At 44.3% G+C, this 23437-nt stretch carries 19 protein-coding genes, 7 tRNA genes and 3 rRNA genes; 19 read left to right on the top strand and 10 right to left on the bottom strand.

Features of this window, described 5'->3' with window-relative positions:
• Positions 1–10: 10 nt before the first annotated feature.
• Positions 11–580, bottom strand: a complete 570-nt coding sequence (locus tag MHH41_RS00935; RefSeq protein WP_050945811.1) for a DUF4825 domain-containing protein — start codon at positions 578–580, stop codon at positions 11–13.
• 146 nt (positions 581–726) lie between these two features.
• Between MHH41_RS00935 and MHH41_RS00940 the strand changes: the two genes are divergently transcribed.
• The 3 genes from MHH41_RS00940 (at position 727) to MHH41_RS00950 (ending at position 3104) form a co-directional block, all read left to right on the top strand.
• Positions 727–1170 (top strand): DUF2521 family protein, encoded by a 444-nt coding sequence (locus tag MHH41_RS00940; protein WP_309218036.1) that lies wholly within the window; start codon positions 727–729, stop codon positions 1168–1170.
• Positions 1171–1228: 58 nt separating this feature from the next.
• Positions 1229–1942 (top strand): N-acetylmuramoyl-L-alanine amidase CwlD, encoded by a 714-nt coding sequence (gene cwlD / locus MHH41_RS00945; protein ID WP_017359175.1) that lies wholly within the window; start codon positions 1229–1231, stop codon positions 1940–1942.
• Between the two features lie 103 nt (positions 1943–2045).
• Entirely contained in the window at positions 2046–3104 is a 1059-nt protein-coding gene (locus MHH41_RS00950; protein WP_226804574.1) for an Mrp/NBP35 family ATP-binding protein, read from the top strand.
• A 38-nt stretch (positions 3105–3142) separates the two neighbouring features.
• Here the strand turns inward: MHH41_RS00950 and gerD are convergent, their stop codons facing one another.
• Positions 3143–3727 carry a spore germination lipoprotein GerD gene (gerD, locus tag MHH41_RS00955; RefSeq protein WP_003217144.1) on the bottom strand — a complete coding sequence of 195 codons (585 nt, stop codon included), beginning with the start codon at positions 3725–3727 and terminating at the stop codon, positions 3143–3145.
• Positions 3728–3817: 90 nt separating this feature from the next.
• Here gerD and kbaA point away from each other — a divergent pair, with 90 nt between their 5' ends.
• The gene (gene kbaA, locus MHH41_RS00960; RefSeq protein ID WP_050945809.1) at positions 3818–4420 is read left to right on the top strand and encodes a KinB-signaling pathway activation protein; all 603 of its coding nucleotides are present in this window, start codon (positions 3818–3820) and stop codon (positions 4418–4420) included.
• Here the strand turns inward: kbaA and pdaB are convergent.
• Positions 4413–5177, bottom strand: coding sequence for a polysaccharide deacetylase family sporulation protein PdaB (gene pdaB / locus MHH41_RS00965; RefSeq protein WP_253621924.1), 765 nt, complete (start codon positions 5175–5177; stop codon positions 4413–4415). The two genes, kbaA and pdaB, sit on opposite strands and share 8 nt — an antisense overlap.
• 377 nt (positions 5178–5554) lie before the next feature.
• On the opposite strand from pdaB, the gene MHH41_RS00970 reads away from it, so the two are divergent.
• From MHH41_RS00970 to MHH41_RS00990, 5 genes are all read left to right on the top strand, one after another.
• Positions 5555–7103: ribosomal RNA gene (locus tag MHH41_RS00970) — 16S ribosomal RNA — on the top strand.
• A 182-nt stretch (positions 7104–7285) separates the two neighbouring features.
• Positions 7286–10216, top strand: a 23S ribosomal RNA gene (locus MHH41_RS00975).
• A gap of 61 nt (positions 10217–10277) precedes the next feature.
• Positions 10278–10393 (top strand): 5S ribosomal RNA (rrf, locus tag MHH41_RS00980).
• Together the 16S, 23S and 5S rRNA genes with 2 tRNA genes alongside form the textbook arrangement of a ribosomal RNA operon.
• A 42-nt stretch (positions 10394–10435) precedes the next feature.
• Positions 10436–10510 (top strand) — tRNA-Asn (locus tag MHH41_RS00985).
• Between the two features lies 1 nt (position 10511).
• A tRNA-Thr gene (locus tag MHH41_RS00990) sits at positions 10512–10584 on the top strand.
• A gap of 531 nt (positions 10585–11115) precedes the next feature.
• On the opposite strand, the gene MHH41_RS00995 is transcribed toward MHH41_RS00990, so the two are convergent.
• Positions 11116–11238: a hypothetical protein gene (locus MHH41_RS00995; RefSeq protein ID WP_267875493.1), complete on the bottom strand. Its 123-nt coding sequence runs from the start codon at positions 11236–11238 to the stop codon at positions 11116–11118.
• Between the two features lie 212 nt (positions 11239–11450).
• Between MHH41_RS00995 and MHH41_RS01000 the strand changes: the two genes are divergently transcribed.
• The 4 genes from MHH41_RS01000 to MHH41_RS01015 are packed head-to-tail and all read left to right on the top strand — an operon-like array spanning position 11451 to position 13844.
• Positions 11451–11618: a hypothetical protein gene (locus tag MHH41_RS01000; protein WP_199852798.1), complete on the top strand. Its 168-nt coding sequence runs from the start codon at positions 11451–11453 to the stop codon at positions 11616–11618.
• Between the two features lie 6 nt (positions 11619–11624).
• Positions 11625–12590 (top strand): flagellin Hag, encoded by a 966-nt coding sequence (hag, locus tag MHH41_RS01005; RefSeq protein ID WP_212046753.1) that lies wholly within the window; start codon positions 11625–11627, stop codon positions 12588–12590.
• A 36-nt stretch (positions 12591–12626) separates the two neighbouring features.
• Positions 12627–12818 carry a hypothetical protein gene (locus MHH41_RS01010; protein WP_212046754.1) on the top strand — a complete coding sequence of 64 codons (192 nt, stop codon included), beginning with the start codon at positions 12627–12629 and terminating at the stop codon, positions 12816–12818.
• Positions 12819–12878: 60 nt separating this feature from the next.
• Complete coding sequence (locus MHH41_RS01015) at positions 12879–13844, top strand: bile acid:sodium symporter family protein (protein WP_340865394.1); 966 nt, start codon at positions 12879–12881, stop codon at positions 13842–13844.
• 39 nt (positions 13845–13883) lie between these two features.
• Here MHH41_RS01015 and MHH41_RS01020 read toward each other — a convergent pair whose 3' ends face one another.
• From MHH41_RS01020 to murQ, 6 genes are read right to left on the bottom strand one after another with little or no spacing between them, the layout of a single operon-like run.
• Positions 13884–15131 (bottom strand): exo-beta-N-acetylmuramidase NamZ family protein, encoded by a 1248-nt coding sequence (locus MHH41_RS01020; protein WP_340865395.1) that lies wholly within the window; start codon positions 15129–15131, stop codon positions 13884–13886.
• A gap of 11 nt (positions 15132–15142) precedes the next feature.
• On the bottom strand, positions 15143–17062 hold the full coding sequence (locus MHH41_RS01025) for a glycoside hydrolase family 3 protein (protein ID WP_340865396.1): 1920 nt from the start codon (positions 17060–17062) through the stop codon (positions 15143–15145).
• A 13-nt stretch (positions 17063–17075) separates the two neighbouring features.
• Positions 17076–18431, bottom strand: a complete 1356-nt coding sequence (gene pbp4b, locus MHH41_RS01030; RefSeq protein ID WP_226804579.1) for a penicillin binding protein PBP4B — start codon at positions 18429–18431, stop codon at positions 17076–17078.
• Positions 18432–18450: 19 nt separating this feature from the next.
• Positions 18451–19824 (bottom strand): PTS transporter subunit EIIC, encoded by a 1374-nt coding sequence (locus tag MHH41_RS01035; protein WP_050943451.1) that lies wholly within the window; start codon positions 19822–19824, stop codon positions 18451–18453.
• Positions 19821–20690 (bottom strand): MurR/RpiR family transcriptional regulator, encoded by an 870-nt coding sequence (locus MHH41_RS01040; RefSeq protein WP_340865397.1) that lies wholly within the window; start codon positions 20688–20690, stop codon positions 19821–19823. Before MHH41_RS01040 ends, MHH41_RS01035 begins: the two co-directional genes overlap by 4 nt.
• A 14-nt stretch (positions 20691–20704) precedes the next feature.
• The gene (gene murQ, locus MHH41_RS01045; protein WP_340865398.1) at positions 20705–21616 is read right to left on the bottom strand and encodes an N-acetylmuramic acid 6-phosphate etherase; all 912 of its coding nucleotides are present in this window, start codon (positions 21614–21616) and stop codon (positions 20705–20707) included.
• Between the two features lie 221 nt (positions 21617–21837).
• On the opposite strand from murQ, the gene MHH41_RS01050 reads away from it, so the two are divergent.
• The 6 genes from MHH41_RS01050 (at position 21838) to rocF (ending at position 23308) form a co-directional block, all read left to right on the top strand.
• Positions 21838–21912 (top strand) — tRNA-Glu (locus MHH41_RS01050).
• 7 nt (positions 21913–21919) lie between these two features.
• Positions 21920–21995: transfer RNA gene (locus MHH41_RS01055), tRNA-Val, on the top strand.
• 3 nt (positions 21996–21998) lie between these two features.
• Positions 21999–22071: transfer RNA gene (locus MHH41_RS01060), tRNA-Thr, on the top strand.
• 28 nt (positions 22072–22099) lie between these two features.
• Positions 22100–22184 (top strand) — tRNA-Tyr (locus MHH41_RS01065).
• A gap of 4 nt (positions 22185–22188) precedes the next feature.
• Positions 22189–22260, top strand: a tRNA-Gln gene (locus MHH41_RS01070).
• A 136-nt stretch (positions 22261–22396) separates the two neighbouring features.
• Positions 22397–23308, top strand: coding sequence for an arginase (gene rocF, locus MHH41_RS01075; protein WP_050943445.1), 912 nt, complete (start codon positions 22397–22399; stop codon positions 23306–23308).
• Positions 23309–23437: the final 129 nt, after the last annotated feature.

Below are 23437 nucleotides of genomic sequence, written 5' to 3' on the forward strand. Positions count from 1 at the left end.
CTCTGTTTTATTATTTCTGCATTGGAAACACTTTGTATACATCTTGGCGTTTCTCTTTTGACTTCACAACTCCAACAACCAGTTCCTTCTGCCAAAGCGCTACATCGTCTTGGTACTCTTTAAATGAGTGAGGCAGCTTTTTTTCTAGCTCTTGTCTTTTAAACGTGACGGATTGTTTGTCGTTAGAGTTCATCTTGAGTGTCACTTGCTCAGCATTATCGATAAGAATAAAAAGTGCCAATGCGTTATATAAGTAGTTTTTTTCAATGGTATCCTTCTTGTCAAACCAAAATGTATCAAATTGTTCTTCTGTATCATTGGCATTTTCTTTCACGCCATATGTCACTTTTAGCTCTTTTTCATCTACGATTTCATACTCACGAATCACGTTACCTGGAAGATCTGATAAAATAGCGCCAATTGCTCCGTTGTCTCCAATATAAGAATTTTTGTGCTTAGAAAGCTGTTTTAATGATATGTCTTCTATTCCTTTTATATCGCTCTTCTGCTCGGTCGCGTGACTGCTGCATCCAGATAAGACGACTGTTAGTAGCAGTAGGATATACATCCACTTCTTCATGAATTTTGCCCCTTTTCCATTCTTTCTATATATAAGTGTTCATCTTATCACAATTTTCCAATCCATTAGCTCATTGATTTCCATTTACTGAACTGCATGTTTTGTTCAAACCAACGAACAATACAAAGAAAAAAGGAGTTCAGTCCATGGCAGAGGTTCTTTCATTTTATCAATTGAAAACAAAACGAGATGTCACGCTTGAAAAGAAGCTGTTGCGTACATTGTCTCTTCAACAGGTGACGGTCGCTTCCGAGAAATTCACGAAGAAGCTGTTCCCATTTGCAGATGATCCAGCTGGGATTATGAGTGATGGCTGCATCGATTTCGCCATTGAAGCTTTTTTAGCAGGTGGGAGATACGGTGAGTCGAGCAAATACGGTGAATCGTTCGATGATATAAAGAAGCGGTCAGTTCATGAAGAAGATGAGCTGGTTGAGGAGCTAGTAGGGTGTTTGCAATCGTGGGGAAATATGTTCCGAATGGAGCGGAAGATGTCGTGTCTGTATCCATTTGCGAAGGATTTTTTAAGCGTGTGGTGGCAGGAAGGCTTTCGAGAATCAGAAAAAAGGCATAAGCTTCGGCTGCATTAAGCATATTTCCAGTCCTTGTCCCATATCTATAAAATAATGGTGTATGGGAGGGACAGGGATGAAAAGAAAGCTGAAATGGACAGGGTTTTTAATCGGGTTTATTGTCCTCTTATTCTTATTCAGGTTTCAATTTCTAAATGATGATTCGTGGAAATCGTGGAACTTGCCTCTGAGCGGCAAGATCATCTATTTAGATCCGGGTCATGGCGGTCCAGATGGCGGGGCTGTAGGAGGAGAGCTGCTTGAAAAAGAGATTGCACTGGATGTATCCATGAAGATACGTGACTATTTGCAGGAGCAGGGAGCGCTTGTTCTCATGACCCGCGAGGATGATTCTGATTTATCATCAAAGAACACAAAGGGATATGCCCGGAAGAAAGCGGAAGATTTAAGAAACCGCGTAAAAGTCATCAATGAGTCTGAAGCGGATCTCTATTTAAGTATTCATTTAAATGCGATCCCATCGAACAAATGGAGCGGCGCGCAGACGTTTTTTTACGGAAAGTATGAAGAGAATGAAAAGGCAGCGAAGTTCATACAAGATGAATTACGCAATAATCTTGAAAACACAGATCGAAAGGCGAAGCGGATCAATGGCATTTATTTAATGCAAAATGTGACAAAGCCAGGAGCTCTTGTGGAGATTGGGTTTCTCTCCAATCCGAAAGAGGCCGGTCAGCTGGCAACACCTAAATATCAAGATCAAATAGCCGCCTCCATTTATAAAGGCATTTTAAGATATTTAACAGAGCAAAAAGAGCCGCCTGAATAAGGGGCTTTTTCCTTTTGAACGCAGGCAAACAGGACAGACATTGTAAGGATATGTATGATATACTTGGATTGTAAACGAATTCAATAAAGGGTGAGGTTCTGCTATGATCGGACAAGATGATGTGAGAAAACTAGTTGGGAAGATGGACGAACCTTTCCTTCATATACCGCTTGGTGAGCTGGATGCCATCAAGGAAATCAGCCTAAAGCCTGAAAAAGAGCATGTGAGCTTAAAGGTGGCTATTGCCAAAACGGGTACTGCTGAGCAGATGAAGCTGCAGCAAGACATCGTACAAGCCTTGAAAGCAGAGGGTGCTAACACAGTAGGACTTCGTTTTGAAGAACTGCCTCAGGAAACACTTGAAAGGTTTATGCCTTCACAAGATGAGGAAGAAAACCTGCTCAATTCTAAAAATCCGCCTGAGTTCTTAGCGATAGCGAGCGGAAAGGGCGGCGTTGGGAAATCCACCGTGTCTGTTAACCTTGCTGTAGCGCTGGCTCGTCTAGGGAAAAAAGTCGGACTGATTGATGCAGATATTTATGGCTTTAGTGTACCGGATATGATGGGAATCACCGTCAGACCAACGGTTAAAGGGGAAAAAATTATTCCTGTGGAACGCTTTGGTGTCAAAGTGATTTCAATGGGCTTTTTTGTTGAAGAAAATGCACCGGTCATATGGAGAGGACCGATGCTTGGTAAAATGCTAAATAACTTCTTCCACGAAGTCGAGTGGGGAGAATTAGATTACTTACTATTAGACCTTCCGCCTGGAACGGGAGATGTGGCGCTTGATATTCATACAATGCTTCCAAGCTGTAAAGAAATCATTGTCACAACACCGCATCCTACAGCTGCCTTCGTTGCTGCTAGAGCAGGCGCAATGGCACTGCAAACAGATCACGAAGTGCTAGGGGTCGTTGAGAATATGAGCTATTATGAAAGCAAAAAAACAGGTGAGAAAGAATATGTCTTTGGAAAAGGGGGCGGGGACAAGCTGGCAGAAGAGCTGCGAGTATCGGTCCTTGGTCAAATTCCTTTAAGACAGCCTGATTGGAATGAAGAGGATTTTGCTCCATCCGTCTATGATGCGAGTCATCCGACAGGAGAAGTGTATCAACACATTGCGAATAAAGTCATTGAACAATTAGCAGTAAAAGCATAATGAAAGCCCGAGTGGATGTATGTCCACTCGGGTGATGTTTAACTGCCGCTTTCTTCGCTGCCTTTTGATCCGGAATCACTGCTTTCAGATGCTGCTTTTTTAAGCTCATCTTCGAATTTCTTCTTATAAAGAGGACTGCTTAATGTTTCCGTAATAACTTTTTCTAAATGCTTTCTGAACTCTTTGCTTTTCACCAGTTCACCGTATTTCTTTTCCATTTCAGGATCCTTGAGAATATCCATCATCAATTGCTGATAGTCAGGGTCCTTCATTAACTGTTTTAACATCTTTTCATGCTGTTGCTGCATGGATTTTGCGAAAGTCTCGGCAAATTTAGAATCCTCAAAGACCTTCTTCCAGAACTCTTTGCCTTTATCAGAAGTCAGTGTTTTCTCTATCGTTTTTTTCACAGTTTGTTCATCCATTACCAAAGCTTCATTCATTGCCTCGTCATTTAATAACTGTTGAATGGCCTTTTTACCGTCATCTGTCTTCAATATATCGACGACCATTTTCTTTGTTTCGTCATAGTCCATATTAGATGAGGATTGGGTTTTGGGAGCACAAGCTGTTAGAGATAAAAGGAGAAAACAGCTCATTATACGCAAGATGCCTTTTGACATACTGTGGCTCCTTTCGTTACATGTCTTACTTTTAATATGAATATTTCACGTGAATTTATACATAACAAAAATAGGGGTTGGGTCAATTCAATGAAAAGTCGGGATTTAGTTCGTTTCTTCTTCTCTGTGCTAGCTGTTGGAGCGGTCATTACAAGCGTGGTAGGCTTTGCGCTGGAGTGGGGGAAATATCAGAAGCTTTTTATATCGTTTGAAATACTAGAAATCGTATCTGTGTTATTTTGGTTCATTGGTGTGGGGATGATTTTTAGTGTCATTAGTCAGATGGGGTTTGTTGTCTTTTTGACGGTGCACCGGTTTGCGCTAGAGATATTCCGGTCACATTCTTTATGGAATACCATTCAGCTGTTTCTGGTGATCTTTGTGCTGTTTGATTTAGCTTACTTGCGATTTTTGTTTTTCGGGGAGAATGAATCATTTCTTCCATACCTATGGCTGCCTGTCTTTATCGGTGTGTTCGCATTGATCGTGGCGTACTTTAAACAGCAGCAGTCCTCTAAGAAAACATTTGTTTCCGCAATGTTTCTCATGGTCGTCATCACGTCGCTAGAATGGTTCCCGGCGCTCAGAGTCAATGAAGAGGACTGGCTGTATTTAATGCTATTCCCGCTATTAGGCTGTAATGCGTTTCAGTTATTAGCTATGCCGCGGTTTTCAAAGGCAAAAGCTACTTAACTTCCGATGACCTTGTTTTGGTATTGGAGATCAGTTCGCCAACCGTCACATTCTTTAAATTCTTTTCTTTGATTTGTTTCAAAATAGCTGGTAAGGCTTGAGCGGTTTGGGTTGCTGAATCTGAGGCATGGAGGAGAACAATGTCTCCGCTTTTCATTCGATCATTTACATTCTGAACAATCTGATCGACGCCTGGATTCAGCCAATCCTGTGAATTGACGCTGTAATGGACAACGGTATAACCGTACTGTGTGGCAATTTTTAAAGCTTTTTCGTTAAATTGCCCAGTTGGCGGTCTTAATAGTTGAATGTCATCTAGTCCAAGCTTTTGAAATGAATTTTGTGCCCGGACAAGATCTTGCTTGATTTCACTATCTTCAAGCTGGCTATAATTTTTATAAGCATAGCCAAGGCTGCCGATTTGGTGACCGTCCTCTCTAATTTGTTTGACGATATCAGGATGACGCTCAGCCCAAGAAGCAGACAGAAAGAAAGTAGCGTTCTTTATATCGTACTCTCGAAGGACATTTAAAATAGGAACTGCCTTCTCATCTCCCCAGCCGATATTAAAAGTAAGGGAGACCTGTTTTGAGGAAGTCTCGCCTTTATAAATGGCTCGGGGTCCGTGTTCTGTTTTAAATACCGACAGCGGCGGTGCCTTTTGTACATAAAAAAAGGTTGCAGCTGCAAGGGCTGCTACAAGAATAATGACAACTTGCTTCAGCCGTTTAATAGGCAACACATATAATCGACTCAATTCAAACACTCCTGCCTTGTCCGAGATTGTTACTTGATTGTATGCAGGACAAGGGTTTGAGATGCACGATAAAACTATTTCAAAAAAAGTTTTGAAAAGGCGTTGACCAATAGAAAGTTTTCGTGATATATTATTAATCGTCGCTGACACACAGTGACAAACATAAAACGCTTCGGGAAATAAACTTGAAAAAAGTTATTGACATAAGATGAAGCGAAATGTTATATTATTAAAGCCGCTAAGAACGGCGAAGATGATCTTTGAAAACTAAACAAGACAAAACGTACCTGTTAATTCGAGTTTTTATAAAAAATCCTATGTTATATCATAGGTAGTCAGTCAAACACTGACGAAAAACAAAACTTCGGTTTTGTACTTTTTCGGAGAGTTTGATCCTGGCTCAGGACGAACGCTGGCGGCGTGCCTAATACATGCAAGTCGAGCGAACAGAAGGGAGCTTGCTCCCGGATGTTAGCGGCGGACGGGTGAGTAACACGTGGGTAACCTGCCTGTAAGACTGGGATAACTCCGGGAAACCGGAGCTAATACCGGATAGTTCCTTGAACCGCATGGTTCAAGGATGAAAGACGGTTTCGGCTGTCACTTACAGATGGACCCGCGGCGCATTAGCTAGTTGGTGGGGTAATGGCTCACCAAGGCGACGATGCGTAGCCGACCTGAGAGGGTGATCGGCCACACTGGGACTGAGACACGGCCCAGACTCCTACGGGAGGCAGCAGTAGGGAATCTTCCGCAATGGACGAAAGTCTGACGGAGCAACGCCGCGTGAGTGATGAAGGTTTTCGGATCGTAAAGCTCTGTTGTTAGGGAAGAACAAGTGCGAGAGTAACTGCTCGCACCTTGACGGTACCTAACCAGAAAGCCACGGCTAACTACGTGCCAGCAGCCGCGGTAATACGTAGGTGGCAAGCGTTGTCCGGAATTATTGGGCGTAAAGGGCTCGCAGGCGGTTTCTTAAGTCTGATGTGAAAGCCCCCGGCTCAACCGGGGAGGGTCATTGGAAACTGGGAAACTTGAGTGCAGAAGAGGAGAGTGGAATTCCACGTGTAGCGGTGAAATGCGTAGAGATGTGGAGGAACACCAGTGGCGAAGGCGACTCTCTGGTCTGTAACTGACGCTGAGGAGCGAAAGCGTGGGGAGCGAACAGGATTAGATACCCTGGTAGTCCACGCCGTAAACGATGAGTGCTAAGTGTTAGGGGGTTTCCGCCCCTTAGTGCTGCAGCTAACGCATTAAGCACTCCGCCTGGGGAGTACGGTCGCAAGACTGAAACTCAAAGGAATTGACGGGGGCCCGCACAAGCGGTGGAGCATGTGGTTTAATTCGAAGCAACGCGAAGAACCTTACCAGGTCTTGACATCCTCTGACAACCCTAGAGATAGGGCTTTCCCTTCGGGGACAGAGTGACAGGTGGTGCATGGTTGTCGTCAGCTCGTGTCGTGAGATGTTGGGTTAAGTCCCGCAACGAGCGCAACCCTTGATCTTAGTTGCCAGCATTTAGTTGGGCACTCTAAGGTGACTGCCGGTGACAAACCGGAGGAAGGTGGGGATGACGTCAAATCATCATGCCCCTTATGACCTGGGCTACACACGTGCTACAATGGACAGAACAAAGGGCTGCGAGACCGCAAGGTTTAGCCAATCCCATAAATCTGTTCTCAGTTCGGATCGCAGTCTGCAACTCGACTGCGTGAAGCTGGAATCGCTAGTAATCGCGGATCAGCATGCCGCGGTGAATACGTTCCCGGGCCTTGTACACACCGCCCGTCACACCACGAGAGTTTGCAACACCCGAAGTCGGTGAGGTAACCTTTATGGAGCCAGCCGCCGAAGGTGGGGCAGATGATTGGGGTGAAGTCGTAACAAGGTAGCCGTATCGGAAGGTGCGGCTGGATCACCTCCTTTCTAAGGATATATGGAGCAGCGTGCGTTTTCGTCTTGTTTAGTTTTGAAGGATCATTCCTTCAAGACATGTCTCTAGCGAGACAGGATTGTTCTTTGAAAACTAGATAACAATAAGTAATACATTCACATTGAATGCAATGCAAAGTTCATCACACATAGTGATTCTTTCTAAAGTAAGAAATGGTTAAGTTAGAAAGGGCGCACGGTGGATGCCTTGGCACTAGGAGCCGATGAAGGACGGGACGAACACCGATATGCTTCGGGGAGCTGTAAGCAAGCTTTGATCCGGAGATTTCCGAATGGGGAAACCCACTGCTCGTAATGGAGTAGTATCCATACTTGAATACATAGAGTATGAGAAGGCATACCCGGGGAACTGAAACATCTAAGTACCCGGAGGAAGAGAAAGCAAATGCGATTCCCTGAGTAGCGGCGAGCGAAACGGGAACAGCCCAAACCAAGAGGCTTGCCTCTTGGGGTTGTAGGACACTCTATACGGAGTTACAAAGGAACGATATAAGCGAAGAGGTCTGGAAAGGCCCGCCAAAGAAGGTAACAGCCCTGTAACTGAAATGTTGTTCTCTCCAGAGTGGATCCTGAGTACGGCGGAACACGTGAAATTCCGTCGGAATCCGGGAGGACCATCTCCCAAGGCTAAATACTCCCTAGTGACCGATAGTGAACCAGTACCGTGAGGGAAAGGTGAAAAGCACCCCGGAAGGGGAGTGAAATAGATCCTGAAACCGTGTGCCTACAAGTAGTCAGAGCCCGTTAAAGGGTGATGGCGTGCCTTTTGTAGAATGAACCGGCGAGTTACGATCCCGTGCAAGGTTAAGCAGAAGATGCGGAGCCGCAGCGAAAGCGAGTCTGAATAGGGCGCATGAGTACGTGGTCGTAGACCCGAAACCAGGTGATCTACCCATGTCCAGGGTGAAGTTCAGGTAACACTGAATGGAGGCCCGAACCCACGCACGTTGAAAAGTGCGGGGATGAGGTGTGGGTAGGGGTGAAATGCCAATCGAACCTGGAGATAGCTGGTTCTCTCCGAAATAGCTTTAGGGCTAGCCTCAAGGTAAGAGTCTCGGAGGTAGAGCACTGATTGGACTAGGGGCCCCTACCGGGTTACCGAATTCAGTCAAACTCCGAATGCCGATGACTTATCCTTGGGAGTCAGACTGCGAGTGATAAGATCCGTAGTCGAAAGGGAAACAGCCCAGACCGCCAGCTAAGGTCCCAAAGTATACGTTAAGTGGAAAAGGATGTGGAGTTGCTTAGACAACCAGGATGTTGGCTTAGAAGCAGCCACCATTTAAAGAGTGCGTAATAGCTCACTGGTCGAGTGACTCTGCGCCGAAAATGTACCGGGGCTAAACGTATCACCGAAGCTGCGGACTGTTCTTACGAACAGTGGTAGGAGAGCGTTCTAAGTGCTGTGAAGTCAGACCGGAAGGACTGGTGGAGCGCTTAGAAGTGAGAATGCCGGTATGAGTAGCGAAAGACGGGTGAGAATCCCGTCCACCGAATGCCTAAGGTTTCCTGAGGAAGGCTCGTCCGCTCAGGGTTAGTCGGGACCTAAGCCGAGGCCGAAAGGCGTAGGCGATGGACAACAGGTTGATATTCCTGTACCACCTCCTCACCATTTGAGCAATGGGGGGACGCAGGAGGATAGGGTAAGCGCGGTATTGGATATCCGCGTCCAAGCAGTTAGGCTGGGAAATAGGCAAATCCGTTTCCCATAAAGGCTGAGCTGTGATGGCGAGCGAAATTTAGTAGCGAAGTTCCTGATTCCACACTGCCAAGAAAAGCCTCTAGCGAGGTGAGAGGTGCCCGTACCGCAAACCGACACAGGTAGGCGAGGAGAGAATCCTAAGGTGATCGAGAGAACTCTCGTTAAGGAACTCGGCAAAATGACCCCGTAACTTCGGGAGAAGGGGTGCTTCTTAGGGTGTTAAAGCCCCGAGAAGCCGCAGTGAATAGGCCCAGGCGACTGTTTAGCAAAAACACAGGTCTCTGCGAAGCCGTAAGGCGAAGTATAGGGGCTGACGCCTGCCCGGTGCTGGAAGGTTAAGAGGAGCGCTTAGCGTAAGCGAAGGTGCGAATTGAAGCCCCAGTAAACGGCGGCCGTAACTATAACGGTCCTAAGGTAGCGAAATTCCTTGTCGGGTAAGTTCCGACCCGCACGAAAGGCGCAACGATCTGGGCACTGTCTCAACGAGAGACTCGGTGAAATTATAGTACCTGTGAAGATGCAGGTTACCCGCGACAGGACGGAAAGACCCCGTGGAGCTTTACTGCAGCCTGATATTGAATGTTGGTACAGCTTGTACAGGATAGGTAGGAGCCTTGGAAACCGGAGCGCTAGCTTCGGTGGAGGCATCGGTGGGATACTACCCTGGCTGTATTGACCTTCTAACCCGCTGCCCTTATCGGGCAGGGAGACAGTGTCAGGTGGGCAGTTTGACTGGGGCGGTCGCCTCCTAAAATGTAACGGAGGCGCCCAAAGGTTCCCTCAGAATGGTTGGAAATCATTCGCAGAGTGTAAAGGCACAAGGGAGCTTGACTGCGAGACCTACAAGTCGAGCAGGGACGAAAGTCGGGCTTAGTGATCCGGTGGTTCCGCATGGAAGGGCCATCGCTCAACGGATAAAAGCTACCCCGGGGATAACAGGCTTATCTCCCCCAAGAGTCCACATCGACGGGGAGGTTTGGCACCTCGATGTCGGCTCATCGCATCCTGGGGCTGTAGTCGGTCCCAAGGGTTGGGCTGTTCGCCCATTAAAGCGGTACGCGAGCTGGGTTCAGAACGTCGTGAGACAGTTCGGTCCCTATCCGTCGCGGGCGCAGGAAATTTGAGAGGAGCTGTCCTTAGTACGAGAGGACCGGGATGGACGCACCGCTGGTGTACCAGTTGTTCTGCCAAGGGCATCGCTGGGTAGCTATGTGCGGACGGGATAAGTGCTGAAAGCATCTAAGCATGAAGCCCCCCTCAAGATGAGATTTCCCATTCCGCAAGGAAGTAAGATCCCTGAAAGATGATCAGGTTGATAGGTCTGAGGTGGAAGCGTGGTGACACGTGGAGCTGACAGATACTAATAGATCGAGGACTTAACCTATATTCTAATGTGAAGTTTGAACATTGTTATCTAGTTTTGAGAGAACATTCTCTCCATCAGGTTTGGTGGCGATAGCGAAGAGGTCACACCCGTTCCCATACCGAACACGGAAGTTAAGCTCTTCAGCGCCGATGGTAGTTGGGGGTCTCCCCCTGTGAGAGTAGGACGCCGCCAAGCTTTTTGTTTATATCCTTCCAATGGAAGAAGTTACTTTATCATTCCGCAGTAGCTCAGTGGTAGAGCTATCGGCTGTTAACCGATCGGTCGTAGGTTCGAGTCCTACCTGCGGAGCCATGCTTCCATAGCTCAGTAGGTAGAGCACTTCCATGGTAAGGAAGAGGTCAGCGGTTCGAGCCCGCTTGGAAGCTTTCCTCTAAATGTTGATCTGACAAGGTTTCTCGATGATGAGAAGGCTTTTTTTTATGTCCTTTTTTAATTGCTTGGGGACAAATTAGGGACCAATTATCGAATTTGCAATAAGTTTGTTATAGCTTCCGCATGACCTAAACGCTGAGAGACAGATTTGATATTAAACCCAGGTATTTTGCCGATTTGATTTATTAGCATAGCAGCATGAGTATGATGCATATCATGCAAATGAATTTTCTTATATTGTGCCTTTTTACGAATCGCTCCCACCATGTATTTAAATTTGAAAAGGTAGTTGAGAGAACGCACAATGCTAATTCGTCCAGCTGATGACAGAGCAAGGCATTTCATTGGCCAACGTTGTGCCACATAAGAGATGGAACGGATCGAAAACAAAAGCAGCTCTTCAAAAAGCATTGAAAAAATGAAAAAAGTAAAGCCCCTGACCATAGAGAATAGGGGCTTTTTTGATGTTTATTTTTCATCGTTTGAAAATCCGTGGAGCTGCAATTCTTTTGCTTTCGCAACTTTCATTGTTCTTCTTTTGAAGTGAATCCTTCTCTTAAAATCCTTTTTCTTTTCTCTGTTACTTTATCGAGTGATTCTAGTGTATACGAAAAAGTGTTGTTTCCACACGGTTTTACACTAATCATGTTTCTCCTCCTGTTTTCGTAATATATTATTTTCATTTTACTTAATATTCCATAAAACGCAGTTGGTTAAATTTTATCATCCTTATATGCTTGTTAAATGTGTCGAATTTGTGAAATTAATAATTTCCACAAACTAAAATATGTGGTAGGTCTGTCTATAGTAGGTAACACAATACTCATTGTTATGGTGAGCATCAATAGAAGGAGATTTCATGATTATTGCCATAACTGGTGTTACATATGGTAGTAAAGTTAGAGAGCCAAAAGGTGCTCTGCGTTACTACTATAAACATGCCTTAGAAATCGGAAATTCTAAGGAAGAGCTTCTCATCCAAATGGACTTAACAGATAAGCTCTCGAAAAAAATTACATGGAGGTAATAAGAAATGAGAATTAACCACAACATCGCAGCACTTAACACTTTAAACCGTTTATCTGCAAACAACGGTGCGAGCCAAAAGAACATGGAGAAGCTTTCTTCTGGTCTCAAAATCAACCGTGCAGGAGATGACGCAGCTGGTCTTGCCATCTCTGAGAAAATGCGTGGACAAATCCGCGGATTAGAAATGGCATCTAAAAACGCACAGGACGGTATCTCTCTTATCCAAACAGCTGAGGGTGCATTGACTGAAACTCACTCGATCCTTCAACGTGTACGTGAACTAGTGGTTCAAGCTGGAAACACTGGTACGCAGGATAAAGAGTCTGACCTTCAATCTATCCAAGATGAAATTGAAGCTTTACAAGAAGAAGTAGATGGAATTTCAAATCGTACAGAGTTTAACGGTAAAAAATTATTAGATGGTACGTTTAAAGGAACCCCAGGAACACCGGCAATTCCGGGAGATCCAGATGATCCAGATGATAACGGTACACCTGCAGTCCCAGCAAGTGGTAATGCTTTAGTGTTCCAAATCGGTGCTAACGCAACTCAACAAATTTCAGTTCATATTGATAAAATGAGTACAGATGCATTGGGAGTTAAAGATGCTAATGGGATTGTAGCGAATCAAGCTATTAAAGACATCGATGTAAGAAAGTTTGCTGATAATGCAGCAGATGCTACTGATGTTGGTTTTGATACTCAACTAAGTATTGTTGATGCAGCTATTAACCAAGTATCTGCTCAACGTGGAAAACTTGGTGCAGTACAAAACCGTCTAGAGCACACTATTAACAACTTGGGTGCATCTGCTGAAAACTTAACTGCTGCTGAGTCTCGTATTCGTGACGTTGACATGGCTAAAGAAATGAGTGAATTCACTAAGAACAACATTCTTTCTCAAGCGTCTCAAGCAATGCTTGCACAAGCGAATCAACAGCCACAAAACGTACTTCAATTATTACGTTAATAAACCAAAAGCCCCTTTATATAGGGGTTTTTTTGTTTGTCTTTATTCAGTTCGATGTTTCATTTTATTGATCGTTCTAAAAGACGCTTCATCCAAGTGTTCATCAGGGAAAGATCTCCAGCGATAGAACGTGTAAAGGAAAAGTTTCAAGCAGCTGGCGTACAAGTAGACGTAGTTGGAATGGATATACAAAGTCGAAATCTTGTGAAACAGGTGAATAGTTCTTAATAAGTTCTTTCTGTTTGTTACAATAGAAAGGGTAGAAAGTGAAGGATGGAGGTGGCCGGCATGCTTGTGCGTTTGAACCAAGTGCTCGGCCGGATGATGCCGCTTATTACGCCTATTAGTGTGTTATTCGGCGTTTTATTGGCGGCCTATTTAAAGGATTTTACGTTTTTGGTGCCATGGGTATTTGCTGTTATGACCTTTGCAGGGAGTTTGTCTTCTACTTTTTCGGCTTTAAAGCATACGGTAATGCATCCATTGCCTTTGATTTTATCGTTTATGATTTTGCATGTGCTGATGCCCCTTTATGCATGGTCAACGGGGCATTTGATATTTGCGGGGGATTCCATGACGATCACCGGTTTGACGCTTGCGATGGTGATTCCGACAGGTGTGTCTAGTTTAATATGGGCGGCGATGTATAAAGGGAATGTCGGGTTAACGCTATCTATCATTTTAATTGATACATTGCTTTCGCCATTGATTGTTCCAGTAAGCTTGTCACTTTTCGTCGGTACACAGGTCCATATGGACATGGTGGCGATCATGAAAGGGCTGTTCGGTATGGTGGTGATGCCCTCTATTTTAGGGATGCTCGTTCGTCAGTATGCAAAGCCATCGGTGACGAAAACAATGAGTCAGACCCTGGCTCCTTTTTCAAAATTAGGCTTGTTTGTTGTCGTATCGATTAACAGTTCTGTTGTCGCCCCATATTTGCGTGAACTGGATGCTGCATTTTTTAGCAAAGCAGCGACTGTCTTTTTCATTGCGATGAGTGGGTATGCTTTTGCGTGGTTGATTGGAAAGGTGATGAAATGTACTCAAGGGGAAATTGTGGCCATTGTGTATACAGGCGGCATGAGAAATATTAGTGCTGGGGCTGTGCTTGCTATTAGCTTTTTCCCGCCTGCTGTTGCTGTCCCTGTTGTGATTGGCATGCTGTTTCAGCAAGTACTTGCTGCCTTGTTTGGTTTTTTACTCAATCGATTTGAGCTGAAGGCACCTGCTGTGACTAAATCTTTATCATGAAAAGACCTCCATCCTATGAGATGGAGGTCTTTTTGCGAATTAATAGATGAGATATTTCTTCCGTTTCTTTTCGAACGATTTGAGGTCGTGATGATAACGCTTCATGAGGTGTTTGACAGAAGTACCTTGGTTGATTTCTTCTTTGATCCAATCATTCCCGATGAGTTTATCAAAGCTGCCTGTTTGAAGGAACTCAAAGTCTTTTGGATATAAATCATGTATGGCTTTAATGATGGATAACCCTGTTTTTACCGCTTCGAATGAAGAGCGGTCTGTGACGTATAGCTGCACACCGTGTGATAGCTTCCCTGCATGTTTAGAAAAAGTGGGGGTGAATGATACGGGTCTAAATTTCACACCCTTTAGTTTTAATTGATTTAGATGATCTGCTAGCTCATTGCTATTGATATACGGAGCACCAATGAGCTCGAACGGTTTTGTTGTTCCTCTGCCTTCAGAGACATTTGTGCCTTCAATTAATCCTGTGGCGGGATATACAAAGGTACTATCCACTGTCGGCATGTTAGGTGAAGGAAGGACGAACGGCAGCTTCGTGTCATCAAACGTCATGGAACGCTTCCAATTTTTCATTTTGATGACTGTGACATCAGCATTGATATGAAACTCTTTGTTAAAGAATGTTGCTAGTTCACCAGTGGTCATCCCATGTCTTAATGGTATTGGATAGAGCCCTACAAATGAAGCGTGCTCAGGTTCTAATACAGGGCCTTCTACTTTTAGTCCGCCAATAGGGTTCGGACGGTCTAGGACAACAAAGGGAATGTTGTTTTCTTTAGCGGCCTCCATCGCATAGGCCATCGTGTAAATATAGGTGTAATAACGAGTGCCAACATCTTGGATATCAAACAGCAAGACATCTACATTTTTGAGCATGTCAGGCGTTGGTTTTCTTGTTTTTCCATAGAGGGAGTAAACAGAAAGACCTGTTTTTTCATCGGTATAGGATTCGACGCCTTCTCCTGCTTGTGCATCGCCGCGCACACCATGTTCAGGTCCATATAGAGCAGTAAGCTTAATATTTGGATGCTCAAATAGGAGATCGACACTGCTTTTCATATTTGCATCAATACCAGTTGGGTTCGTAATGAGGCCGACCCTTTTCCCTTTTAACCATGAAAGGTTGCCTGAGAGTAGTGTTTCAATCCCTGTTTTGACTGCTGCCTTTTTTCCTTTTGTATCTGTTCGTTCTTGGCTTGCGGGGGAGGCGGCGGTCAATGTGCTCATAATGAGAATGCTTGCGAGTATGAAGCTTGCTGTTTTTTTCAAGAGAATCCCTCCTATTTGATCTGTTTCCCTTTCAAGTTGAGTCCATAGCCGAATGGATATAGGGTTTGATTTTGATGAGTGACAGATGGGATATCTACAGGCAGTTTGCCTTTAGGTGATGCAGTGCCAAATATAACTTCTAACCCAGCAGGAATATTTGGCTGGTTGAATTGTCCGTTTGAGTAGCCCTTAAAACCGTAAACAGCTATTAAGGCATCCGCCTCCTCAAAATTTGCAGCATCGTAAGGGTTTCTTAGGCTCATGATGACCATTTTTTTGTTTTGTGCTGCAGCTTCTTTCATGACAGCACGCGGGAAAGCAGTAGCCCATTTTTTCGGGTCCTGTACATTGTCATCAATCACACCATCATTCACAGCTGGATCATTTTGGACAACATATGAGCCGGTAATCACATAGTCAGCATCTAGTATGAGTCTGGCTGTTTCTTTGTTGAAGGTCTTATCCGCAAAAGCATATGATTGGATACGTACAGGTTTAATCTTTTTTTGTTTGATCAGAGAGTCAATTGTGACAGACATGGCTTTTGTTTGATCTTCGTAAGGTGCCATGACCAAGATTTTATCATTCTTTTTAGGCTTGAAGGGTAGGGTCTTATCGTTGTTTTTAAGCAGGGTGATCCCTTCACGCGCCATTTTTTGTTCTGCTTTCCGGTGCGATTTTTTCCCAACGACTTGAGTGGCTTTTTTGATTTTTTTCTCAAGGGTGATAGGTTTTTTGGAAGAAATGATGCCTCGTTTGATCTTCAATTGAAGAATTTTTTCAACAGATTCGTTGATTTGAGACATCGGAATTTCTTTCTTTACAATTGCCTGTTTTACAGCATTGAACACATTCTCAAGGTTTTTCTCAGTTTTAAGAGAGGTGACTGGTGCTGGCATGAGGGCGATGTCGACGCCAGCCTTAATGGCCATCACTACGGCTTCTTCCTGTCCGAAGTTATCTGCAACCGCTTTCATATTTAGGGCGTCTGTTACGACAACACCTTGAAAGCCCATCTCTTCTTTTAATAAGTGTGTGATGACTTTTTTCGATAAGGTTGCTGGAACCATAATGTCCTCGCCATCTTTTTTGCTTTTATATGTTGTATCATCAATGGCGGGAAATTGAACATGAGCGGTCATGACCATATCCGCACCAGCGTTGATGGCTTGTTGAAATGGATAGAGTTCAACTTTTTTTAAACGATCTAGATCATGTTCTACGAGCGGCAAGCCGTAGTGACTATCGACGGCTGTATCACCATGTCCCGGGAAATGCTTGAGTGTCGAAATCGTCTTCTCCTTTTGAAGTCCCTTCATGGTTTGAAGGCCAAGCCTTGTGACAAGGGCAGGGTCAGAGCTAAAGGAACGGACACCAATGACGGGGTTGTTTGGGTTATTATTCACATCTAGCACAGGAGAGAAGTTTGTATTGATACCTAGTGCGTTTAATTCCTTACCGATGATTTTCCCTGTGTCGTATGCATTTTTCGTGCTTCTAGAGGCACCAATCGACATATTTCCTGGGAAATGTGTTCCCTTTTGTAATCTTGTGACGATTCCACCTTCTTGATCAATTGAAATGAGTAATGGAATCTTTGGTGATGCTTTTTGAAATTCATGGGTGAGTTTGACGGTTTGTTTCGTATCAACGACATTCTCCGCAAATAAGATGACACCGCCTAGATGATATTTTTCTACAAGATGGGATACTTCTTTATTCATCTTTGTTAAGCCTGTAGGTGCGGATTCATCTTTTGTTTGCCAATTACGAAAGTCTGGCATAAGCATTTGACCTATCTTTTCATCCAAAGACATGTTTTGTACCATTTGTTTTGCGGTTGAAAGAGGGGCAGAGCTAACCTTTTCCGTTGGAATGGAAGAGGTTAGCAGAGCTAAAACCAAAGCAGCGGGGAAAAGTGCTTTTAACATCGAATTCCTCCTTTTACTTAAAAGATTCGTAGATGGCGGTCATGATGCTTCCATAAGTGCCAGTTGGGAAAAGGTCACCTTCAAATTGATTTGGGTTGGTTTCAGGTGAAACGACAGGCGAATGTTTCTTATTTGTCAGCAAGACGATACCTAGATTATGTTTTGGATCAATCAATGTCATCGTTCCGGTCCAGCCAGTATGTCCATAGGCTTCGTTACTTGCATATTTTCCAAACATCCATTCCATGTCAGTATGACCGTTTTTTCGCCAGCCTAGCCCGTATGTTGGGTTTGTATCAGAAGAGGCTGTAAAGAGATCGATAGAAGCTTGATCAAAGATGGTTGTTTTTCCATAGCCTCCTTTGTTCAGCATGAGCTGGAGCAGCACGGCCATGTCTGATATGTTAGAGAAAAGTCCAGCATGACCAGAAATTCCTGCCATTGAGTAATATGCTTTTTCATCATGGACTTCGCCTAGCAGGGTGTATCTGCGAATGTTTTCAAAATCAATGACACCATCTCGCGAATTACCTAAACGTTCGGTTGCTGCAAAATGCTTCGGTTTGAATCCTTTTTGTAGTGGATTGAACATTGTGTGTTTGAGACCTAGCGGCCGATAGATTGTCGACTCTACATATTGATCAAGAGGCATGCCTGTTTTTTTCTCAATGATCATGCCTAACAGCATGTAATCAATGTCACTATAAATGTGCTGGGTGCCTGGTTTGTATTGCAGAGGCACCTTCGGCAGCCATTTCATCGTTGTCTTTCTATCTTGAGAGAAAAAGGTGCCGGCTGCTTCTTTGCTATAAAATAAAACACTGGAAGGGAGTCCGGCAGAATGGGTCAGAAGATCTTTTACACGGAGCTGATCTTTGCCGGTTACCTTTGCATCTGGTTCATCTTTAAAATCTGGCAGGATGGCTTGTATTTTTTCATTCACATTCAGTTTTTTCTCGTAGACAAGCTTTTGCAGGGCATAGTTGGTCGCATACATTTTGGTGTTGGATGCTAAGTCGAACAGAGTGTTCTTTTTCATTTTCTTATAGGATTTGAGTTCCGTTGTGCCTTCGTATTTTTGCCTGTAGCCATAGGCTTTTTGATGGACGATTTTTCCGTCTTTGATAATGATGAGTGCGGCTCCTGGAAACCCTGCTTTGATATCGTTTTGAATCATGTGATCAACCTTCCTAAGCTGCCTAGAAGAAAAACCAACTTGTTCCGGTCGTTTTGCCTTTTTTAAGACGGGATATTCTTCAGGTGCTGTTTTAGACAAAGACGATACAGGATGGGAGCTAGTTGCAAATGTTTGTGCTGGTAATCCAAGGAGCATGAGCAGACTTGTCATTAAGAGAAAGTATTTCTTCAAGAGTTAGACCTCCTATTGCTTATTTTTCCTCAAATTCAACAGCCATATCATCATGAAAACCAAATAAGTATGTGAAAATAAATCCAGCGACATATGCAATAAAGAGTCCGATTAAGTAAAGAAGCATTTGATGTGCGTGAACAATAAAGGTTAATGGGAGACCTGATACACCAATCGCCTTCGTTGCAATTTGGAAGTAGGCTTGAAATGCTCCGCCGATTCCAGCGCCAAGACAAGCGGTGAGAAATGGTCGTCCTAGTGGGAGTGTGACACCGAAAATGAGTGGTTCACCAATGCCGAGCATCCCTGAAGGAAGTCCACCGGCGATAGCTCTTTTGAGTTTTTTCTTTTTTGTTTTCATATAAATGGCGAATGCGGCACCTACCTGTCCTGCACCGCCCATAGCGAGAATCGGCAAAAGCGGGTCATCTCCTATGGAATTGATGAGTTCCATATGAATCGGTGTCAGTCCTTGGTGAAGTCCTGTTACAACAAGTGGAAGGAAGGTCGCACCAAGAATAAATCCAGCGAAGATTCCGCCCATATTTAATAGATAAGTTAATCCTGAGGTAATGGCATCAGATATAAATCCGCCGACTGGCATGAAGACAACGTACGTAAAAATGCCTGTAATGAGTAGTGTGATGGTTGGTGTGACGATGATATCAAGTGATTGCGGGACGAAGCGTCTGATTCTTGTTTCCACAAGCGCCATAAAGATGGCAGCTAGAAGAACACCGATGAGACCGCCTCTGCCTGGTAGAATATTTGTGCCAAATAGCATAATATCTGCGGAGGCTGGATTAATAATGAGGATACCAGCTAATGCGCCTAATGCAGGAGAGCCTCCAAACTCCTTTGCGGCATTTGTTCCGACTAATATACCGAGATATGCGAACAAGCCTGAACCAATAACGGTTAAAATGATCGCTGCTTGAGACTTTCCATCAAGCCAGCCCGCTTGCACGATTGCTTTTGTAATCCCTGTAATAAGACCTGATGCAACGAGTGCTGGAATGATAGGAATAAAAATGCTGGCAATTCGTCGTAAGAACAGCTTGAACGGTGTGCGGTTCTTTTGTGAAATGGCTTGCTTGTTTTTTTGTGCTTCGTTGTTTAAATCATAGGAGCCAGAGGCATTTAGCAGTTGTTCAAATGCACTTGATACTTGGTTGACAACACCAGTACCTAAGATAATTTGCAGCGTTTCTGCCTCGACGACTCCAATGACGCCATCGAGTTCTTTGATTGCATTGATCTGAACTTGTTCATTGTCAATCGGTGTAATTCGGAGACGCGTCATACAATGTGTATGGGAAGAAATGTTTTCAGAACCACCACAGAGAGAAAGAATGTCTTTCGCCAACTGCTGATATTTCGTTTGATGACTCATGTTGAATCCCCCTTTGTTTTTCGTTTCATGGAGCGGATGGCATGTCTTGTTTTGTCAATATATTGCGCTGTCTCTTCATATTGACGGGAAGCTAAGCTGAGGAACAAGACATCAATTAAGTAGAGCTGTGCCATTCTAGAGGAAGTCGCTGCACTGCGAAAAGGTGCTTCATTGGAACCGGACGTCGATAGGTGAACGTCACATAAGGCAGAAACGCTTGTTTGACCTGGATGCGTCAAGGCAATGGTTTTGACTTGATTGTCTTTTGCGAGCTGAAGGGCTTGAATGACGTCTAACGTTTCTCCTGAAAAGGATATACCGAACACGATGTCATTCTTTCCTGCATTTGCGATAACCGTTGATGCGATGTGCATGTCAGTGAAGGCAGTCGCTGCATAATTGATTCTGAGAAATTTCTGCTGGGCATCCGCTGCGACGATGCCAGATGCACCGACGCCGATAAAATGGATTTGGTTTGCATGCAGCAGTAATTGAACAGCCTTTTCTAACGCATCTGCATTTAAAATAGATGCAGTGTCCTTAATCGATTGAATCGAGTTTCCTGCTGTTTTTTGAATAATGGACTGAATTGGTTCATCTTGTTCGATATCACGGTAGCCTTGTTTATCGTTATGCATCAAGTCTCCAGCGATTCGCATTTTTAAATCGTGATAGCCATCTAGACCGAGAGATTTACAAAGGCGGATGACTGCAGAGCTGCTTGCACCGGCTGCCTGACTGATCTCATGTACTGTGCTTTTAATGACTTTGTCAGGATGGGCAAGGATATAGTCTGCAATGATTTTTTCAGATTGGGGGAGCTTTGCTTTCATTGTGTGTAGTAGGGTGAGTCCACCTGCTGACATGAGCTCTGCCTCCTTTAGGATTGATGATGTGAGATGGCTTTGTCGATATGACCATTCGTTTTGTTGAGTAAATCCTTGGCTGTTTTCTTGTCTGTGTTTGTTTGAAGCATGACAATGGCAGTTTTGACTTCTAAGTCTGCCGCTTCAAGCGTTTTCACGGCTTGTTCGTAGGGAGCGTTTGTCACATGTTGAATGATGGTGATGGCGCGTTCTTTTAATTTATGATTGCTGACTTTTACATCAACCATCAGGTTTTCATATACTTTTCCTTGTCTGATCATGACAGAGGTGGAAAGCATATTTAAAATCATTTTATGAGCGGATGCAGCTTTCATTCGTGTTGACCCGGTGATGGCTTCAGGTCCTACAATGACTTCAATGGCGCAGTCTGCCAGTTCGCTAATTTTTGCTTGTTCATTACAGCTGAGGGCTACTGTTTTTGCGCCGATGGATTTAGCGTAGTTTAAAGCACCGATGATGTAGGGTGTCCTACCGCTGGCGGCGATACCGACGACTGTATCTTTTGATGTCAGGTGAATGTGTACTAAATCCTGTTTGCCGGCCTCTTCACTGTCTTCCACATCTTCGGCAGCATGTGAAAAAGCAGAGTCTCCGCCTGCCATGATGCCGACAATCACATCAGGTGAGACGCTATAGGTAGGGGGACATTCGACAGCATCCATCACGCCTAGTCTGCCGCTTGTCCCGGCTCCTAAATAAACGAGTCTGCCCCCATTTGAGATGGATTCATAGGCGAAGTCACTTGCTGTTTTGACATGTGGTAGGACACGGTTGACTGCTTGAGCGACCTTCATATCTTCTTCATTAATCATTTGGAGCATTTCGAGTGGATCTGCTTGTGATATTCCCATTGTGTTAGGATTTCTTGATTCTGTTGTCAAAGAACGCAATTGAGATGGCTGCATGCGACATTCCTCCTTATTTCTTCATTTTCAGTATATTCAGTATGATATGAAATTTCAACATTATATTTAAATACTGAAATTATATTTCAGTGAAAAAGTGGTGCTAATCAAAGGTAAATAGTTAGAAAATAAAAAAAATAAAAATCCCCTTTACAAAAGGGGGACAACCTGTATATAATAACTTTTGTCAGCTTCACGGAAACAGTCAAACTTGACAAATTGGCCCGTTGGTCAAGCGGTTAAGACACCGCCCTTTCACGGCGGTAACACGGGTTCGAATCCCGTACGGGTCACCATTGATGTGGAGGATTAGCTCAGCTGGGAGAGCATCTGCCTTACAAGCAGAGGGTCGGCGGTTCGAGCCCGTCATCCTCCACCATATGCCGGTGTAGCTCAACTGGTAGAGCAACTGACTTGTAATCAGTAGGTTGGGGGTTCAAGTCCTCTTGCCGGCACTGTTTTTTCTTTATCAATTTCATATGTGGAGGGGTAGCGAAGTGGCTAAACGCGGCGGACTGTAAATCCGCTCCCTCCGGGTTCGGCGGTTCGAATCCGCCCCCCTCCACCATTCTTGGGCTATAGCCAAGCGGTAAGGCAACGGACTTTGACTCCGTCATGCGTTGGTTCGAATCCAGCTAGCCCAGTTAAGACACCTTTTTCAAAAAGGTGTCTTTTTTTATGTTGGCAGGCGGAATGTATAACTATTCAAAATATTGTTGAGTTGAGTCAGAAGGCACCGAGAAAGTAAAATATAAGCATGAACGGAAAGGGGATGTACATATGGGAGATCAAAAGAAGGTCACGCTTGTCGGGGTTCCGATGGATTTGGGTCAAATGAGAAGGGGCGTCGATATGGGACCAAGTGCGATTCGGTGTGCAGGCGTAAAAGAAAAATTGGAATCGCTTTCATTTGATGTGGAGGATCTCGGGGATATCCCGGTTGAACAAAGAGATGATGAAAAAGGTTTATATACAAGTGAAAAGCTAAAGAATTTAACGGAGAATGCTGGTGCGAATCAGCTGCTGGCTGAGAAGGTTGACAGTATTGTGCAATCAGGCTCATTCCCGCTCATTTTAGGCGGTGATCACAGCATTGCCATTGGCACACTTGCGGGGGTATCGAAGCACTATGAAAACTTAGGTGTCATTTGGTATGATGCACACGGTGATTTAAATACAGAGGAAACCTCTCCTTCTGGAAATATACATGGTATGCCGCTTGCAGTCAGTCTTGGCCTTGGCCATGCGGATTTAACGAATATTGGCGGCTATTCTCCAAAATTGAAGCCTGAGAATGTTGTTTTAATTGGTGCTCGATCCTTAGATGAAGGAGAGCGGGCGTTGATTAGAGATAAAGGCATTAAAGTGTATACGATGCATGAAATAGATCGTTTAGGGATGACAAGGGTGATGGAGGAAGCGATTGCATATTTAAAGGAAAGAACAGATGGTGTCCACCTGTCTCTTGATTTAGATGGATTAGATCCAGCCGAGTGTCCTGGTGTAGGAACTCCTGTGGCAGGCGGCATTAGCTACCGGGAGAGTCATCTTGCTATGGAGCTTTTAGAAGAAGCCGGTATTTTGACTTCAGCTGAATTTGTTGAGGTGAACCCGGTTTTGGATGAAAAAAATAAAACAGCCGAAGCAGCTGTTGCATTAATTGGATCGTTAATGGGCGAAAAGCTATTGTAGAGCGGGATTTGTTCCCGTTCTTTTTTATTTTCGGAAAATTTAAGGATATATTAAGGTTTTTACCAGTGGATATGCGTAACACGTTGTCAAAAATTTGTTACACTATTTTTTAGAGGAGAATGAAACCTT

Source organism: Bacillus sp. FSL K6-1145, from assembly GCF_038003425.1.
Taxonomy (GTDB): Bacteria; Bacillota; Bacilli; order Bacillales; family Bacillaceae; genus Bacillus; species Bacillus pumilus.

What these genes read in the sequence shown, in the direction of transcription:
- MHH41_RS01015 (WP_340865394.1), top strand. Translation starts at nt 12,879, where the DNA reads ATGCTTGTGCGTTTGAACCAAGTGCTCGGCCGGATGATGCCGCTTATT.
- rocF (WP_050943445.1), top strand. Translation starts at nt 22,397, where the DNA reads ATGGGAGATCAAAAGAAGGTCACGCTTGTCGGGGTTCCGATGGATTTG.
- MHH41_RS00935 (WP_050945811.1), bottom strand. Translation starts at nt 580, where the DNA reads ATGAAGAAGTGGATGTATATCCTACTGCTACTAACAGTCGTCTTATCT.
- MHH41_RS01025 (WP_340865396.1), bottom strand. Translation starts at nt 17,062, where the DNA reads ATGTTAAAAGCACTTTTCCCCGCTGCTTTGGTTTTAGCTCTGCTAACC.
- MHH41_RS01000 (WP_199852798.1), top strand. Translation starts at nt 11,451, where the DNA reads ATGATTATTGCCATAACTGGTGTTACATATGGTAGTAAAGTTAGAGAG.
- cwlD (WP_017359175.1), top strand. Translation starts at nt 1,229, where the DNA reads ATGAAAAGAAAGCTGAAATGGACAGGGTTTTTAATCGGGTTTATTGTC.
- MHH41_RS01040 (WP_340865397.1), bottom strand. Translation starts at nt 20,690, where the DNA reads ATGTCAGCAGGTGGACTCACCCTACTACACACAATGAAAGCAAAGCTC.
- kbaA (WP_050945809.1), top strand. Translation starts at nt 3,818, where the DNA reads ATGAAAAGTCGGGATTTAGTTCGTTTCTTCTTCTCTGTGCTAGCTGTT.
- hag (WP_212046753.1), top strand. Translation starts at nt 11,625, where the DNA reads ATGAGAATTAACCACAACATCGCAGCACTTAACACTTTAAACCGTTTA.
- MHH41_RS00950 (WP_226804574.1), top strand. Translation starts at nt 2,046, where the DNA reads ATGATCGGACAAGATGATGTGAGAAAACTAGTTGGGAAGATGGACGAA.
- murQ (WP_340865398.1), bottom strand. Translation starts at nt 21,616, where the DNA reads ATGCAGCCATCTCAATTGCGTTCTTTGACAACAGAATCAAGAAATCCT.
- MHH41_RS01035 (WP_050943451.1), bottom strand. Translation starts at nt 19,824, where the DNA reads ATGAGTCATCAAACGAAATATCAGCAGTTGGCGAAAGACATTCTTTCT.
- MHH41_RS00995 (WP_267875493.1), bottom strand. Translation starts at nt 11,238, where the DNA reads ATGATTAGTGTAAAACCGTGTGGAAACAACACTTTTTCGTATACACTA.
- MHH41_RS00940 (WP_309218036.1), top strand. Translation starts at nt 727, where the DNA reads ATGGCAGAGGTTCTTTCATTTTATCAATTGAAAACAAAACGAGATGTC.
- gerD (WP_003217144.1), bottom strand. Translation starts at nt 3,727, where the DNA reads ATGTCAAAAGGCATCTTGCGTATAATGAGCTGTTTTCTCCTTTTATCT.